The following is a 15,263-nucleotide window of genomic DNA, read 5'->3' as shown; positions in this document are numbered from 1 at the left end:
CCGGGGACTGGAACCGATCGCGCTCCGCTCGAGGAGGTGCTCTCGCATGAGCGGGGAGGAACAGCCCTGGACTGATGTCTCGCGATTCCCTGACTTCCTCGACCATCTCGAAGCTCAAGGTGGGGCGACCGTCCACGGGATCGTCGACCGGATCGAGGCCGACATCGACATGGACGGGATCGCATACCACGATCGCGGCATCCGCGCGCCAGGCTACGACGCGACGTTCATCCCGGAGCCAGAGGGGTCGCAGGTCGTCCCCGCGTTCAGCGTCGAAGTGCAGACGATCGGCCCCCGCAGCGTCTGGGCAGTGTTCGACGCGACGCTCTCCTGGGACTTCTATCTCCTCCAGGCTGACGACATCGCGGCGATCGCCTGGGTGAGCGACGAGGAGTTCAACGCCGAAGAAGCCGGGATGTTCATGTCGAAACACGACGCGCTCGCCGCAGGTCGCTTCTCCTTTGGGACGTTCATCTACGGCGGCGAGGAGTGGGACGAACAGCGCGAGCTGATCGAGGACACCGATACCCCGGCGTTCCTCCAGCGCGACGACGGCAGCGTTCTGGTGCCAACCGATCAGGCCGACTTCTACAACGTCGTCAACTCCACTCCGCAGGAATTCCGGCAAAACGGTGGCGGTGCGCCCTCGCACCTTGGCTTGCTCGAGCTCGAGGTCACGATCGACTGAGACGGCCTCGTCCCCCGTTTAGCGGGTCCGGGCGGAAATCTAGACGCTCACAGTCTCGCGAACCCAGCCGCTCGAGCCGCTGGGGAACGGACTCGATTTTTCTTCTGGTTGGATGTCGCCGGTGCCGTCGATCGCGCGGACGACGACTTCGCTGTCGCCAGCCGGTGGCTCCCAGGTGTACTGCCACTGCCGCCAGGCGTCGCGGTCGCCGAGTACGTCCGCCGGATCGAACGCTTCGCTCAGTTCTGCGGTCGTCCAGCTATCGCCGCCGTCGGTCGACACTTCGACGGTTTCGATCCCACGGGTGCCCGCGTAGGCGTGCCCGCCGACCTGCACCCTCCCATCGTCGAACTCGTTGGTCGTCCAGAGCTTCGCGATCGTGTTCACCGGGCCGGTGCCGTGCCAGCCGCGTTCCTCCCAGTAGCCGTCGACTTCCTCCTCGAGCACCTCGAATTCCGTGACCCACTTGACGTTGATCTCGCCCCAGTGGCCGGGAATCAGCAATCGCACGGGGTGGCCGTGGGCACGCGGCAGCGCCGTCCCGTTCATCCCGAATGCGAGGTAGCCGCGTTCCATCGCGGCGAGGGGAAACTGCTGAAAGTATCCGTCTGCTGCCTGAACCCGCACGCACTCACAACCACCGCCGGGGCCGGCGCGCTCGAGCAGCGGTGCGACGGGGACGGCCGTCCAGACCGCGTTATCCAGCAGGTCCGCGTTCAGCTGTTCGCCGACACAGCGCAGCGTGTTGTAGCCCGTCCGCACGTCGCCGGTCACGAGGTCGTCGTACGTGAGCGTGTAGTCGCTGTCGACTTCGCCGGTGACTGTGAGCGTCCAGTCGTCGGCGGTGATCACAGGGTCGATATTGTTGATGTCGACGGTGAAAAACGCCGACGACTCGCTGACGAGGCCGGGAATCCCGTCGACTGCGAGTTCCATGTCAGCCGCCTGCTTGCTGAGCGCCGTCGCGTCCGCTTCGAGATCCGTCTCGAGGTCTCGCTCGAGACCAGATGACCGGCGCGAACCGATCGCGTACGAGACGATCCCGAATCCGAACGCGCCGCCTGTCAGGGCGAGCAGTTGCCGACGGCTCGCGTCGACGCCCGCTGCCGAGACCGATCCACCAGATCGTCCGCTCGCGAGCGCGACCAACATCGCCGCGGGAACCGCTGTCCCGACGGCAGACGCGACGTCGCCAACGAGTAGCAACGCGAGAAGCGCCATCGCGGCTCCGACGACTGCCGGCTGGCCCACCCATGCTGGGATCGGCAGGCGCGACGATAGCGTCTTGCCACCGACCAGTGCGAACTGGGCGACGACGGCGAAGAGCCCGATCGTCAGCGCGACTGCGACGAGCGACGCGAGCGTCTCACCCAACCGACCCAGTTGTTCGATCGCAAACGTGAGCACGATCGCCGGCGTCGTCGTGACGACGAACGCATCGACCGGGGCGACGACGAACGACGGCGTCCGCCCCGAGACAGCAAACGACCCCGCGACCGCGACGATCGCCGCAAGCAAGGCGACGATCGCTCTCGAGCCGGCCCATCGCACGCGAGCAATCACAGTGCGCAGCGAGTTCGAAGGCATGTGTATGGTATGGGTTGACACGCAATAGGTATCTCCCTCTCTCGGACTCGAGCCACCTCGTACCGATCATGACGGTCCACACTGGTTAGTTGTCATTCATGTGCTAACTTTTCTTATGCGAGACAGAAAACAGCCGCTATGGCTAGCACCGGTGACGACGAGGACGCATCGACGGCTTCGAACGCCGGAATCGAGCCGTCGGACGAGCGAGCGGGTCCCAGCGGCACCGACCTCACACGCGCGGACGGGTCGGGCACGAGCGACGGCGTCGTCCCGGCGACCGTCGAGGACGCCAGCGGCTACGGGCTCTCACTGACGCTAGTCGGCGGCGTGTTGCTCGCGCTGGCGTACTACGGGTATATCGCCGTGACCGGTCCGCAGACGCTCGGACAGGCGATTCCCGGCCCGTTCTACCTCCTCGTGTTCGCGCTCCTGTTCGTCCTCGAGCTGTTCCAGAGCCGCGAACGCGGCGCGATCGCAGTGGTTCGGGCGACCGTGCTGGCGCTGTTCTACGGTGGGCTGACCGCGTTCGCGATCGAGGGTAGCGTCTACCTCTGGCGCAATCCCAGTGTGGCACTCAACGGGTACGTCGGCGTGACCGTACTGGCTGTGTCGCTGGTCGTCGCGGCGCTGGCGTATTTCCTCTATCTCTCCGCAGTCGAGTCGAACGCGGCAGGAAAATAGCTCGGTGCTGACTCAGAGCCGTTTGCTCACGTACGGCCCGTCCTGATGGTAGCCCAATTTGTTCCGGTAGTACTCGCGAGCGCCGATGCCCGAAATGACGCTTACCTTGTCGTAGCCGGCGTCGGCGGCGAGTTCCTCGGCACGTTCCATCAGTCGGCGGCCGTAGCCCTGATGCTGGTGCTGGTCGGTTTCGCTTTCGTTCCCGACTGCGACCTCCGAACCGTAGACGTGGAGTTCGCGGACCAGCGCCGTGTTCTCGAGCTCCGGGCGAACCGGATCGTTCGGGAACCGAAGCCGACAGAAGCCGACGAGGAGGTCCTTCTCGAAGTCCTCGAACGAGATGAAGTGTTCGGTGCCGCCACAGGCGTCGTAGGCCATCACGTCGAGTTCGACGTTGTCCGGGTCCTCGTCGTTCATCCCGGCCTCGCGACAGCGGATACACTCACACTCCCAGCCGTGCTCATCCATGCGCTGGCGGGCCAGTTGCCGCAAGTTGGATTTCCAGACGCCGGCGTCAATGAAGTCCGCCGGAATGTCTCGCTGGACGCGCTGGAGGCGCGTATAGCGGGGAATCATGTCTTTGATCTCCGCGACCAGCTCCGCGGCTTCGTCGTTGTCGAGCGGCTCGTACTCGCCTTTGTGCCACCAGTCGTAGGTCGCCGTCCCGCGGACGATCAGCGTCGGATAGATCTTCAGGTAATCGGGCTTCCACTGTTCCTGCTCGAAGAGCCGCCGGAAGTCCTCGAGACACATCTCCTTGCTCATCCCGGGTTGGCCCGGCATCATGTGGAAGCCGACCTTGAACGCCGAATCCCGTAGCCGCTGGTTGGCATCGATCGACTCCTGAACGCCGTGTCCCCGATGCATCTCCCGGTTGATCCGCTCGTAGGTCGTCTGGACGCCGACTTCGACTTTCGTCCCGCCGAGCTCGAGCATCCGATCGATCTGCTCAGGATCGCACCAGTCGGGTTTGGTCTCGAAGGTCGTCCCGATGTTGCGGATGTCGGCGGTCTCGTTTTCCGCGATGACGTCTTCGACGTACTTCCACTCGTACTCGTCGGGATCCTGTGCGAAACTGACGCCCTCGGCTGGTTCGGGCTCCTTGTCGACGTCGTAGTCGTTCATCGCCTCGAGCGCACGCTTGACGAACCACTCCTGGTAGTCGTGCGACCGGGCGGTCATCGTCCCGCCCATCAGGATGAGTTCGACCTTGTCGACGGGGTGGCCGATCTGGCGTAGCTGCTCGAGTCGCAGCGTCACCTGTCCATAGGGGTCGTAGTCGTTCTGGACACCACGGGCGGCGGCGGGCTCTTCGCCCGTGTAGCTCTGCGAGGAAGAGAACTCGGAGTCGGGGCCGCCGGGACAATAGAGACACTTCCCGTGGGGACACCGCTCGGGCGAGGTCATGATCGCGACCGGCGAGACGCCGGAGGCCGTGCGAACCGGCTTGCGCTGGAGCACCACTTCCAGATCCTCGCGATGCTCCTCGGCTGCGTAATCGAGCAGTTCGGAGTTTTTCGGCACTTTCGGCGCGGAGTGTTCCGAACAGGCCTCGAGTTTGGCTTTCTCGACCTCGTCGCGCTCGATCTCTCCGTTTAAGATCCGCTCGACGAGCGTCTCACAGACTCGCTCGAACGCTTCGGTTTCGGTCGGTTCGGGCGTCTCGGTACTCACTACACGTGATTCGTGGCCGTTTGTGAATAAGCGTGTCGGACTCTGCGATCGCCACGGTCGAGCCAGTCGACCACCTCGTCGTCCAGTAGTCTCGATCGTCCGTGGTCCGCGGTCAAGTGTCCAAAAGGTAATTCTTTAAGGATGGTCTCGCCCTATCTCCGACAACTGAATGTCTCCCGACCTTGCGGTGGTCGTCGCCGCGGTCGCCGTGCCGTTCGTCGCCGCAGCACTCACGCCGCTGTTCTTTCGTCTCCTCGGGGAGGAAGCCGGGTTCGCGGGGACCGTCGTCGCACTCGTCTCGTTTGGCCTGCTCGCCACCCAATACGGGAGTGAGGGAACCGTCGCGCTCGAGTGGGTTCCCGCGCTCAACGTCGCACTCCGGTTTTACGTCGACGGCTGGGCCCTGCTGTTCGCGCTGTTGGCAAGCGGTATTGGCGCGCTCATTTTCACCTACTCGCCGGCGTACATGCACGGTCAGTCGGGACTCGTGCGATACTACGCCGCCTTGTTCGCGTTCATGGGGTCGATCATCGGCGTCGCGCTCGCAGCCGATCTGATTGCGATCTTTCTGTTCTGGGAACTCACGAGCCTCGCCTCGTTCGTGCTGATCGGATTCTACACCGCCGACGACTCCTCACAGTACGCTGCCCGGATGGCCATGTTCATCACCGTCGGCGGTGGCCTTTTCTTACTCGTTGGCTTCCTGTTGCTGTCGATCGTCGCAGCTGATATCCTCGGTCCCGGCGCTGCTTTCAATCTCGCCGCGATGCTCGAGGAGCCCGACGTGATGGCCGCGGCGCTGCGAGACCGGGGGCTGTTTCTCCCCGTCTTGGGGCTGCTCGCAATCGGTGCGGGGACCAAGTCGGCACAGGTCCCGGTGCACTTCTGGCTGCCAAACGCGATGGCCGCACCCACGCCGGTCTCGGCGTTTCTCCACTCCGCGACGATGGTCAAAGTCGGCGTCTACTTCATCGGCCGCGTCCGCCCGATGCTCGTCGGCCCGGAGTGGCTGTTCCTCTTTGCGACGCTTGGCCTGACGACGATGACCGTCTGTGCGATCATGGCCGTCGCGTCGACGGATATCAAGGAACTGCTGGCCTACTCGACGGCGAGCCACCTCGGCTTGATGGTCGCCGGCTTCGGGTTTACCTCCGTCTACGGTGCCGAGACCGGCGTCTTCCACCTGCTCAATCACGCCCTGTTCAAGGCCGCGCTGTTTCTGGTCGCCGGGATTATCGCCCACGAAGCCGGGACTCGAGAGATCGACAAACTCGGCGGGCTCCGTCACGACCTCCCGGTGACGGCGGCGATCACCGTCGTCGCCGCGCTCAGCATGGCCGGTATTCCGCCGTTTAACGGCTTCTACTCGAAGGAACTACTCTTCGAGGCCGCCGTCGAGGCCAGCCACTACCACGACATCGGACTACTCGGCTGGCTCTACCCCGCCGTCGCCGTCTTCGGGAGTGTTTTCACCGTCCTCTACTCGCTGCGATTCCTCTCGCTGTTCTTCGGCGACCGTCCCGAAGCACTCGACTACGTGCAAAGCCCGCCCGTGACGATGCTCGTCTCACCGGCCGTGCTGGCACTGCTCGCGGCGGTCGTCAGCGTCGATCCGCAACTCGCCGTCGACATTATCGTCCAGTCCGGCCTCGAGGCGACGGCGGTCGACCCCGGCGAGATGCACGTCGGCCTCCCAACCACGTATTCGACGCCGGTCGGGATGAGCGCGGTGACGATCGCTGTCGGCCTCGCTGCGTTCCCGTTCTACGATCGCCTCCACGACGGCATCCGCGGGGTTGTTGGGTCGACACCACCGATCCGCCCGAACTGGTGGTACGACGTCATCATCGAAGGGCTCTCCGACGAAGGACGCTGGTTCGCGGAAACGCTTCAGAACGGTCTCCTGCGGACGTACGCGACATGGGTGCTAAGCGGGATCTGCGCGCTTGCACTCGCCGGCTTCGTCGCGGCTGGTGCCATCGATTCGATCGCCGTCGGCACCGAGGTCACGGTGGCCATGGGACTGGTCTTGCTCGTGGCGGTCGTCGGGGCGCTGGCCGTCGTGCTCTCGGATACCCACGTCGCGGGCGTGCTCACGCTCTCGATTCTCGGCTTCATGGTCGCCATCTTCTATATCCTCGGGAGCGCGCCCGACCTCGCGTTGACCCAGCTCGTCGTCGAGACGCTGGTGCTCGTCCTCTTCTTGCTCGTGATCGAGGAGATTCCAGCAACCGAGCGGATCGCGGTCGGGACGACAGTCCGCGACGTTGCCCTCTCGCTCGTCGTCGGCGTGACCGCGTTCGTTACGGTGCTCGTCTCGAGTGGTGTACGTCCCGCCGGCAGCACCGACATCGCCCGTTATTTCGCCGCGCAGGCCGTGCCGGAGGGTGGTGGCACGAATATCGTCAACGTGACGCTCGTCGACTTCCGTGGCTTCGATACGCTCGGCGAACTCGCCGTGATCGCGCTCGCCGCGATCTCGATCCTGACGCTGATCGTCATGCGCGGCAGGGGCGACGAGCGATCCGCTGCCCGCAGTGACGACGACGTGACCGAGCCTCGAGACACCGACACCACCACAGGAGGGAGCGACGAATGACGACGGTCATCATGCGCACGACCGCACGAGCGATCGTCCCGATCGTGCTGGTCGTCGCGATTTCGCTGTTCATCGAGGGCCACAACCTCCCCGGTGGCGGATTCATCGGCGGCGTGTTGACGACGACGGCGTTCGCGATCATCTACATGGGCTTTGGCCTTGACTTTCTGGAGCGAGGCATCCTCGGGCGCGACGTCGATCCCGGCAAGGAACCCTCGCGGGATCGGGTCGTCGTGGCCTATCGCCGGCTGTTCGCCTACGGCTTCGCGATCGCCGTCGTCAGCGGCCTCGCGCCGCTTGTCTTCGGACAGTCGTTTCTCACACAGACGTTCGTCATGCTCGAGGGGGTGCCGATCTACGACCACCTCGAGGTCGCGAGCGCGATCGCGTTCGACTTCGGGGTCTACTGTGTGGTCGTCGGCGGCCTGCTGACGATCCTCTCGGTGGTGGGGGCAGAATGACGGCGGTCGTGCTCGCGGCGACGATCGGCGCGCTGTTCGCTCTCGGAACCTTCCTGCTCTTACAGCGGGACCTGATCCGGGTCGTCTGGGGGCTGGCGATCATCAGCCAGGCGGCGAACGTCTACCTGCTGGCGATGGGCGGGATCGCGCCGGCGGTTGCCGACTCGGTGCCGATCCTCGCCGGCCACGGCGGGGGCGCTCCGCAGACGGCCGATCCGGTGGTGCAGGCGCTCGTGTTGACCGCCATCGTCATCGGCTTCGGCATGACTGCGTTCGCACTCGTGCTGTCGTATCGGGTCTACGAGGAACACGGGACGTTAGACGTAACTGAACTCGGTGATCGACGATGATTGCGACGCCCGTTGGAACTGACTCACAGCTCGTGATCGCGCCGATGCTGATCGTCCTCGCTGCGGCCACAGCCACGCTGTTGCTTGGTCGCTATCCCCGGGCTCGAGCCGCGGTGAGCCTAGCTGGCGGCATCGCCTACGCGGCCGCAGTGGCGGCGATCGACTGGTATATCGTCCTCGCACCGGATGCGCCCGGGATCGCGACCTACCAGGTCGGCGGCTGGCCGGCCCCCTTCGGCATTACGCTCGTCGCCGACGGCCTGTCGGCGTTCATGCTGACGATGGTCGCGATCCTCGGCGTCGCGTCGCTGGTTTTCTCGACCCGACACCTCCCCGGCGGGGAGGAACGCAGTTACTACTTCCCGCTGTTTCACTTCCTCGCGCTAGGTGTGACCGGCGCGTTCCTCACGGGCGACCTGTTCAACCTCTTCGTCTGGTTCGAGGTGATGCTGATGGCCAGTTACGTCTTCGTCGCCTACAGCGGCGGTCCCGAACACACCCGCGCCGCGTTCTGGTACGTGACGCTCAATCTGGTCGGCAGCGCCGTCTTCCTGCTGGGTGTCGGCGGGATCTACGCGACCACGGGGACGCTCAACATGGCCGATCTCGCCCAACGGCTCGCCGAACCCGCGGCCTACGGCCTCGAGCCAGCGCCAGTCGTCGGGCTATTCGCCCTGCTCCTGTCGGTGTTCGCGCTCAAGGCGGGGCTGGTTCCGTTCCAGTTCTGGATTCCGTCGGCCTACCGGGCCGCGCCGCCACAGGTCACCGCCTTGCTCGCCGGCGCGACCAAGAAAGTCGGGATCTACGCCATCATCCGACTCACCTTTACCGTCTTCGCCGGGGCAGCGGTCGGCGTCGACCTCTCGCTTCCAGGGGTGACGATCGCTGGTGATTCGCCACTACCATTCATCGGCGCGGCGCTGTTCATCATGGCCACCGCCAGCATCCTCGTCGGCGGGATCGGTGCCGTCGGGCGGGATTCGCTCGAGGGCGTGTTCGCCTACTCGAGTATCGGCCAGGTCGGCTTCATCGCGATGCCGGTCGCAATCGCGACGACGGCGACAGCGCCGGGCCTACGGAAGCTGGCGATCGTCGCCGCGTTAGTCTACGCCCTTAATCACACGCTGGCGAAGGGACTACTCTTCCTGTCGGTCGGCACGGTCCGGTCGGCGACGGGGACGAGCCGGTTTGCCGACCTCGGCGGGCTGGCAATGCGGTCGCCGCCACTCGCAATTTCGGTGTTCGTCGCCTCGCTCGCACTCGTCGGCATTCCGCCGCTGTCGGGCTTTTTCGGCAAGTTCCTCGTCTTCGACGCCGCGGCTCGAGCCCGCGCTGGTCCCGTCCTCGTCGTCTTGCTCGTCGGCTCGCTGCTGACGATCGCCTACACGACCCGGGCATGGAATCGGAGCTTCTGGGGGGCACAGACCGACGCCGTGGAGACGGCCTCGATCGATCCGGTGCAGGTGGCCGTGCTCGCGGTCCTCGCGGCCACGATCGTCGCGGTCGGCGTTGGCTTCGAGCCCGTCTACGAGTTCGCCGAAATCGCAGCCGACGCGGCCGTCGACACCGAGGGCTACGTGGACGCTGTCGCTCCACAGGAGGCGAGTGATCTGATTGACTCAAGCGCGAACGGGGGTGACCACTAATGCGCGTGCGAACCTGGCCCGTCGTCGGCGTCGTCTTCGCCGTCCTGTGGGTGTTCGTCCGAGGGCTGCCGCTGACGCCCGTCTCGATCGTCCGCGGGCTGCTCGCCGGACTGCTCGTCGGACTACCGGTCGCGTTCGTCTTCCGGCGGCTCTACAGCAAGGACCTCGATCTCGGCCGTGTAATGGGAGCCGTGCCCTACGCCGGACTGTATCTGGGTGCGTTCACGTGGGAGCTCCTGCGGGCGAACGTCGACGTCGCCTACCGGGTGCTCTCGCCTGGGATGCCGATCGAACCCGAAGTGATCCTGATCCCACTGCGAGTTGAATCCGACATCGCGATCACCGTCATCGCAAACAGCATTACGATCACGCCAGGCACAGTGACGCTCGATTACGACGACGAGACGAACGCGCTGTACGTCCACGGCGTCGACGGCCGCGATCCCGAGGCGATCGCCGACCCGATTCGCACCTGGGAGAACTACGCGCTCGAGTTGTTCAACGAAGCCGCCTCGCCATCCGACCCGCCACCAGACATCGTCGTCTCGGGCGGGGAAAGAGACAGTACCACGGATCGTCAAGAGGAGGGTGTCGACGATGACTGAGGCCAGCCCGGCCGTCCTCGAGACGGCGATTCACGGCGCGTTGATCCTCGTCAGTGGCCTCTGTGTCCTCTGTGGGTATCGCGTGATTCGGGGGCCGACGAACCCGGATCGGGTGGTCGCACTGGACGCCATCGGGACGAACGTCGTCGCGATCGCCGTGTTGTTCGCGCTGTTGACTGGCCGGGGCCTCTTTATCACGGTGAGTCTCGTGCTCGCGATCATCGGCTTCATCGCGACCGTCGCCGTCGCCAAGTTCGTCACCGACGGCGAGGTGATCGAATGATTCACACCGCCATCGTCATCGCACTGGTCGTCGTCGGTGCTTTTTTCCTCACCGTCGGCACCATTGGCCTGCTTCGCCTGCCGAACGTCTACAATCGGATGCACGCCACCAGTAAGCCGACGACACTCGGCACCGCGGCAATCTTCCTGGCTGGCTTCGTCGAGTTCGGCCCCGGCAGCGAGGGGTTGACCGCGCTCATCGGGATCGCCTTCCTCTTCCTGACGGTCCCAACCGGCTCGCACATGATCGCCCGCGCCGCCGAGCGCATCGGAGTCCCGTTCCTCGGCAGCGTCACCTGGCCCGATCCGAACGCGGTCAAGCGGCCGGGCACCGAGCGAGGCGACGACACTGAGCCGAGCGACGATTGAGGGCCGTCAGCGGTCGTACTCGAGGTCTCGGTTGCGGTCATCCGCTCGTTCCTGCTCCCGGTTTTGGGCCCACTCCTGTGCACCTTCGAGCGTCTCCGTATCCAACAGTCGCTCGAGTTTCCGTTCGAACTGCTCGTCAGTCAGTTCGCCGGCGGCGTAGCGCTCGCGCAGCGTCTCGAGGGCATCGGTCGTAGAATCCGTCGGCTCGGGTTCTCCATCTGTCTCGGCGGTGTCCGCACTGAGGGACTCGGCAGCCCATTCTCGGCGATCGTCCTCGTCACCGAACAGGATCGCAACCAATGGCACGATGGCAACGTAGCCGACGAGCAACGCTGCAAGCCACCAGTCTTGCCCGGTGAACATCGCACCGAGCCAGAACGCCGTCACGAGCAGCGACGTGATCCCAGTTGCGTTCTCGCGCAGCCGCGTCCACGGCCCGCCTCCACCCGTGCCGCGACCGGCTCGCTCGCTTCGCTTCATACATGTCAATTCTATTGGGGTCGGGAAGAGGTTGGTGGCTCGAGAGGTCGTCCGCTAGGCCGGTCCTCGAGAGATGGTGACGAATGAAGATGATAGTTCGACTGAAAGATTATAAAACCAGAACACAACCAGAAACTATGCCGTCGGTAGAAGGGCTCAAGGCGTGGTTTGACTACGAACTCCTGTTCACAGCACTCGCCATCGGTGTTCTGATCGCGATCTGGGGACTGAATCGAATCACTGGCTATCTGTCGCGTCTTCCACTTACGAGTCCACGATTCGCCCTCACGGTCACGGCGCTGGGTCTCGGTGCGGTTCTGTTTCTGATCTGGCTGGCCGAATGATACACTGAGCAGTAAGTCGTGATTCTGTGCGGATATCTGACTGCCACACGGACACAACCATTCGACGACGATCGGCTCTAGTGAACAGCGCCGCCGCTCAGTAGTCGAGCGGACGATGGAGAAGACGAGCCTTACGCGAGCGTCTCGCCGAGCGCCTCGAGTGCGGCGTCGCGAACGGCATCGCGTTCGCCGGGCAGGAACTCGACGTGGCCGTCGGCACCGCCGACGACGCTGACGCCGCCGTCTGGCACTGCCTCGGCGATTGCGTCGCCAAGGTCGCGGACGTTTACGTCTTCAGTCGCGCGGATGTGGAGTTCGTCGTCGCCGACGCCGAGCGTGACGTGGGTGTCTGCCTGCTCGCGCTCGCTGCGGTGGAGCGCGTCCAGCAGGAGGATCGTCGTCGGGAAGTTGTACCGGTGGGTGAAGGCGTCCGTGTCGAGGACGGAGACGGTGACGCCGTCGACGTCTTCCACGGTGAGGTTCTCGCGAGCCGTCTCGAGTTCGGTCTCGAGTTTGTCGCGGAACTGCTCGGAGACGTGCGCGGCGAGATCGCCGTTGCGCGGTCGGTCCGAGTCCTCGCCGTCACCGAATAGCAGGTCGATGATGAGTTCGCGCTTGTCCTTGTACGACTGGTAGTAGGCCTCGAGCGCGACGGCTTCGCGGCGTTCGGAGACGCCGGTCTCGTCGTAGCCGGCTTCGCGGGCGAGGTCGAGGTATGCCTCGGGCGTGTCCTCCCAGTAGCTGACTGCTGGGAGGTGCTCGAGATCGTCGCGGACGTCGTCGTTGACGTGGGCGGCGACGTTGGTCGCCAGCGCAGTCGAGGTGACGTCGGCGACGTCAGCGCCGGCCAGCGACGGGGCGACGGCGACGGAGACGGCGTCGGCGACCTCGTCGTCGGCGCGGCTGTCGTCGATCACGAGCGCCTCGGCGTCGTACAGCGAGAGGAGGTCGTAGCCGTCGACGGATTCAACGGTCGAACCGGCGTCGACCAGCACGACCAGCGGGAGCTGTTCGCCGTGGCGGTCGCGGGCCTCGAGCATCGAGGTGACGTCGTTGGTTGCGGCGTCCATGTCGTAGACGCGGCCGTCGAGCGGGCGACGCTCGAAGTAATGGTACTCCGCGTCCTCGCGGGTGTGTTTCTCGCGGATCAGCGGGAGGACAGCGCGTTCGATGGCAGCGCCGGCGACGTAGCCGTCGGCGGTCGCGCCGTGGCGGACGACGACTGGGCGCGCTTCCATGACGGCTCGACGGATCGCGGTCGCCGCGTCGGCGATACCGTCTTCGACGGCCGCGACCGCGTCGTGGTCAGCAAGCGGCGCGACGTCTTCGGGTCGTGCTTCCTGTTCGAGCGCGCTCTCGAGGCGGTCAACGACGGTTTCGCGGGCCTCGCCGTCGAGGATATCGAGGGATTCGGTCTCGATCTGGAGGTCGCCGTTGTGGCGTTCGACCTCGCCTTCGAGGGCGACGATGTCCTCGAGTTCGACGGCGGGATAGGCGCGAACGCCAGCTTCCTTGAACGCCGCACACTCGACGGTCGCGGTTTCGTCACGCAGTTCGAAGACCGTCGGGCCGCTGGTCTGGCGAACGCCAGTGATCTCGCCCTCGAGGCGAACGATGCTGCCGACCTGATTCTCGATTGCGTCGACGGTGGTTCGCTTGAGCGCGGGCGCTTCCTCGGCCTCGGCCTCGGAGTCGGCCTCAGCGGCGTCGTCAGTCGTCGGCGTCGATGCAGCGGCGGTCTCTGTCGCGACGGAGCCGCTACTCGAGACGGCACCGGCGGGTTCCGCGGCCGCGGTCTCGGTCTCGTTGGCGGCTGCCTGCAACTCGCCGGCCGACGGCGACTCGGCGTCGCTCTCGTCGCTCGTCTCCGCTGTGGTATCGTCTTCTTCGTCCTCGAGGTCTTCGGGACGGTACTCGTCGTCGGCGGTCTCGATCAGGTGGCCGCGGAACTCGCGTTCGCGCTGGCGGATCGACCAGCCGAGGTCGACGTTGCCGTTGTCACGGACATCGAGTACCTGGACGAAGACTTCGTCGCCCGGTTCCCAGTCGAGACTTTCGAGTCGGCGGTCGAGTTCGCTTCTGTGCAACAGGCCAGTGACGTGGTCTCCGATGTCGATGAAGACACCGAAGTCGGCGTAGCCGTCAACGGTCCCCCGGTAATACCGACCGGGCGTGAGCTGCGAGGGAGACGTGCCGCGAAATTCGAAAACAGCATCCTCCTCGTGACTCTCGCAGATCTCGCCGTCAACGGGTGTGCCGCAGATGATACAGTTACCCATCTATTCGAACCAAGCGGTTTCGCCCTAAAACGGTTGTCGAAATGCGTTCGTTCCACGAGACGCTGCCACGGCCGCGACACAGCGTCGCCGTCAGTCGAAAACGGCCGACTCGTCCTCGAGCGCGTCGATATCGTCCACGATTTTCTGAACGTCTTCCGGGAACAGCGAAATCTGGATTTCGTTGTCATCCTCGTCCTCGAAGACGAGTTTGACGCGCTTGTCGCCGAACTCCCTGGCCTCGGCGGACTCGACGTCGAACATCTTGGCCGTCACTGCCTTGTTGTTTGGACCGACGTTCTTGATCGCGCCGTCGTTCAACTCTACCATGAACTCCTCGAGCGTGAGTGCGAGCATAGTCGCCGTACGGACCGGGGATACAAAACCACACGGCATCGCCAGCGGGCGACGCGAGCCGTGTTGACCCCGCCCACTTTTATAATGGATTCGCACGAACACGTCGCCTGCTATGGAACTTACCTGGCACGGCCACTCGACGTGGCACGTCACCGTTGGCGAGACGGAGCTGTTGATCGATCCGTTCTTCGACAACCCAAAGACCGACCTCGAGCCGGCCGACGTCGACACGCCCGATTACGTGCTGTTGACACACGGCCACGCCGACCACATCGCCGACGCCGGGGCGTTTTCGGAGGCGACACTGGTCGCGACGCCGGAACTCGTCTCCTACTGCCAGGAGGAGTTCGGCTTCGAGGACGCCGTCGGCGGGATGGGAATGAACCTCGGCGGCACTGTCGAGTGTGGCGACGCCTACGTCACCATGGTCCGGGCCGACCACACCAACGGGATCATGACCGAAAACGACGCGAGCGGCGGGATGCCCGCCGGTTTCGTCGTCTCCGATACGAAGCCTACGCAGGTCGCAGACGAGAACGCAACGACGTTCTACCACGCCGGCGACACCAGCCTCATGACCGAGATGCGCGAGGTCATCGGCCCCTATCTCGAGCCCGACGCCGCCGCGGTGCCGATCGGCGACCACTTCACGATGGGACCGTGGCAGGCCGCCGTCGCCGTCGACTGGCTCGATGTCGACTACGCCTTCCCACAGCACTACGATACGTTCCCGCCGATCGAGCAGGATCCCGAGGACTTCGCCAGCGAAGTGCGCGCAACCGGCGGCATCGCCGAGGTCCACACGCTCGAGGCCGACGAGCCGTTCGAACTCGAGCCCTGAGACGGACGCCTGTCAGTCAG

Annotated in this window: 16 protein-coding genes; 11 read left to right on the top strand and 5 right to left on the bottom strand. The window is 64.8% G+C overall.

Annotation, left to right across the window (positions count from 1 at the left end; translation table 11 throughout):
* The first annotated feature begins 46 nt into the window (after positions 1–46).
* Positions 47–688 carry a hypothetical protein gene (locus tag BSG09_RS07095; protein ID WP_092931570.1) on the top strand — a complete coding sequence of 214 codons (642 nt, stop codon included), beginning with the start codon at positions 47–49 and terminating at the stop codon, positions 686–688.
* Positions 689–727: 39 nt separating this feature from the next.
* Here BSG09_RS07095 and BSG09_RS07090 read toward each other — a convergent pair whose 3' ends face one another.
* Positions 728–2,275, bottom strand: a complete 1,548-nt coding sequence (locus BSG09_RS07090) for a molybdopterin-dependent oxidoreductase (RefSeq protein ID WP_092931568.1) — start codon at positions 2,273–2,275, stop codon at positions 728–730.
* A gap of 138 nt (positions 2,276–2,413) precedes the next feature.
* Between BSG09_RS07090 and BSG09_RS07085 the strand changes: the two genes are divergently transcribed.
* Positions 2,414–2,959 carry a hypothetical protein gene (locus BSG09_RS07085; protein ID WP_175542160.1) on the top strand — a complete coding sequence of 182 codons (546 nt, stop codon included), beginning with the start codon at positions 2,414–2,416 and terminating at the stop codon, positions 2,957–2,959.
* Between the two features lie 12 nt (positions 2,960–2,971).
* Here BSG09_RS07085 and BSG09_RS07080 read toward each other — a convergent pair whose 3' ends face one another.
* The gene (locus BSG09_RS07080) at positions 2,972–4,633 is read right to left on the bottom strand and encodes a tRNA uridine(34) 5-carboxymethylaminomethyl modification radical SAM/GNAT enzyme Elp3 (protein WP_092931566.1); all 1,662 of its coding nucleotides are present in this window, start codon (positions 4,631–4,633) and stop codon (positions 2,972–2,974) included.
* A gap of 169 nt (positions 4,634–4,802) precedes the next feature.
* Here BSG09_RS07080 and mbhE point away from each other — a divergent pair, with 169 nt between their 5' ends.
* The 7 genes from mbhE to mnhG are packed head-to-tail and all read left to right on the top strand — an operon-like array spanning position 4,803 to position 10,945.
* Positions 4,803–7,232 (top strand): hydrogen gas-evolving membrane-bound hydrogenase subunit E, encoded by a 2,430-nt coding sequence (gene mbhE / locus BSG09_RS07075; protein WP_092931564.1) that lies wholly within the window; start codon positions 4,803–4,805, stop codon positions 7,230–7,232.
* Positions 7,229–7,693, top strand: a complete 465-nt coding sequence (locus BSG09_RS07070) for an MnhB domain-containing protein (protein ID WP_092931562.1) — start codon at positions 7,229–7,231, stop codon at positions 7,691–7,693. The genes mbhE and BSG09_RS07070 overlap by 4 nt, the downstream gene beginning before the upstream one ends.
* Complete coding sequence (locus tag BSG09_RS07065) at positions 7,690–8,043, top strand: sodium:proton antiporter (RefSeq protein ID WP_092931560.1); 354 nt, start codon at positions 7,690–7,692, stop codon at positions 8,041–8,043. The genes BSG09_RS07070 and BSG09_RS07065 overlap by 4 nt, the downstream gene beginning before the upstream one ends.
* Positions 8,040–9,689 carry a complex I subunit 5 family protein gene (locus BSG09_RS07060; RefSeq protein WP_092931558.1) on the top strand — a complete coding sequence of 550 codons (1,650 nt, stop codon included), beginning with the start codon at positions 8,040–8,042 and terminating at the stop codon, positions 9,687–9,689. Before BSG09_RS07065 ends, BSG09_RS07060 begins: the two co-directional genes overlap by 4 nt.
* Complete coding sequence (locus BSG09_RS07055; RefSeq protein WP_092931556.1) at positions 9,689–10,294, top strand: Na+/H+ antiporter subunit E; 606 nt, start codon at positions 9,689–9,691, stop codon at positions 10,292–10,294. Before BSG09_RS07060 ends, BSG09_RS07055 begins: the two co-directional genes overlap by 1 nt.
* A complete protein-coding gene (locus tag BSG09_RS07050; protein ID WP_092931554.1) occupies positions 10,287–10,577 on the top strand; it encodes an MrpF/PhaF family protein in 291 nt (96 codons plus the stop codon). The genes BSG09_RS07055 and BSG09_RS07050 overlap by 8 nt, the downstream gene beginning before the upstream one ends.
* Complete coding sequence (gene mnhG, locus BSG09_RS07045) at positions 10,574–10,945, top strand: monovalent cation/H(+) antiporter subunit G (protein WP_092931552.1); 372 nt, start codon at positions 10,574–10,576, stop codon at positions 10,943–10,945. Before BSG09_RS07050 ends, mnhG begins: the two co-directional genes overlap by 4 nt.
* A gap of 6 nt (positions 10,946–10,951) precedes the next feature.
* Here the strand turns inward: mnhG and BSG09_RS07040 are convergent, their stop codons facing one another.
* Positions 10,952–11,425, bottom strand: a complete 474-nt coding sequence (locus tag BSG09_RS07040) for an SHOCT domain-containing protein (RefSeq protein ID WP_092931550.1) — start codon at positions 11,423–11,425, stop codon at positions 10,952–10,954.
* Between the two features lie 137 nt (positions 11,426–11,562).
* On the opposite strand from BSG09_RS07040, the gene BSG09_RS07035 reads away from it, so the two are divergent.
* Positions 11,563–11,769: a hypothetical protein gene (locus BSG09_RS07035; RefSeq protein WP_092931548.1), complete on the top strand. Its 207-nt coding sequence runs from the start codon at positions 11,563–11,565 to the stop codon at positions 11,767–11,769.
* Positions 11,770–11,900: 131 nt separating this feature from the next.
* Here the strand turns inward: BSG09_RS07035 and BSG09_RS07030 are convergent, their stop codons facing one another.
* Together BSG09_RS07030 and BSG09_RS07025 are read right to left on the bottom strand one after the other, a co-directional pair.
* Positions 11,901–14,048 (bottom strand): DHH family phosphoesterase, encoded by a 2,148-nt coding sequence (locus tag BSG09_RS07030; RefSeq protein ID WP_092931546.1) that lies wholly within the window; start codon positions 14,046–14,048, stop codon positions 11,901–11,903.
* 90 nt (positions 14,049–14,138) lie between these two features.
* A complete protein-coding gene (locus tag BSG09_RS07025; RefSeq protein ID WP_092931544.1) occupies positions 14,139–14,402 on the bottom strand; it encodes a hypothetical protein in 264 nt (87 codons plus the stop codon).
* Between the two features lie 112 nt (positions 14,403–14,514).
* Between BSG09_RS07025 and BSG09_RS07020 the strand changes: the two genes are divergently transcribed.
* Complete coding sequence (locus BSG09_RS07020) at positions 14,515–15,243, top strand: metal-dependent hydrolase (protein WP_092931542.1); 729 nt, start codon at positions 14,515–14,517, stop codon at positions 15,241–15,243.
* The last annotated feature ends 20 nt before the right edge of the window (positions 15,244–15,263 follow it).

This window comes from Natrinema hispanicum (assembly GCF_900111485.1).
Lineage (GTDB): Archaea > Halobacteriota > Halobacteria > Halobacteriales > Natrialbaceae > Natrinema > Natrinema hispanicum_A.
The sequence above is the reverse complement of the archived record's forward strand: the minus strand, read 5'-3'. Positions and strand labels throughout refer to the sequence as shown.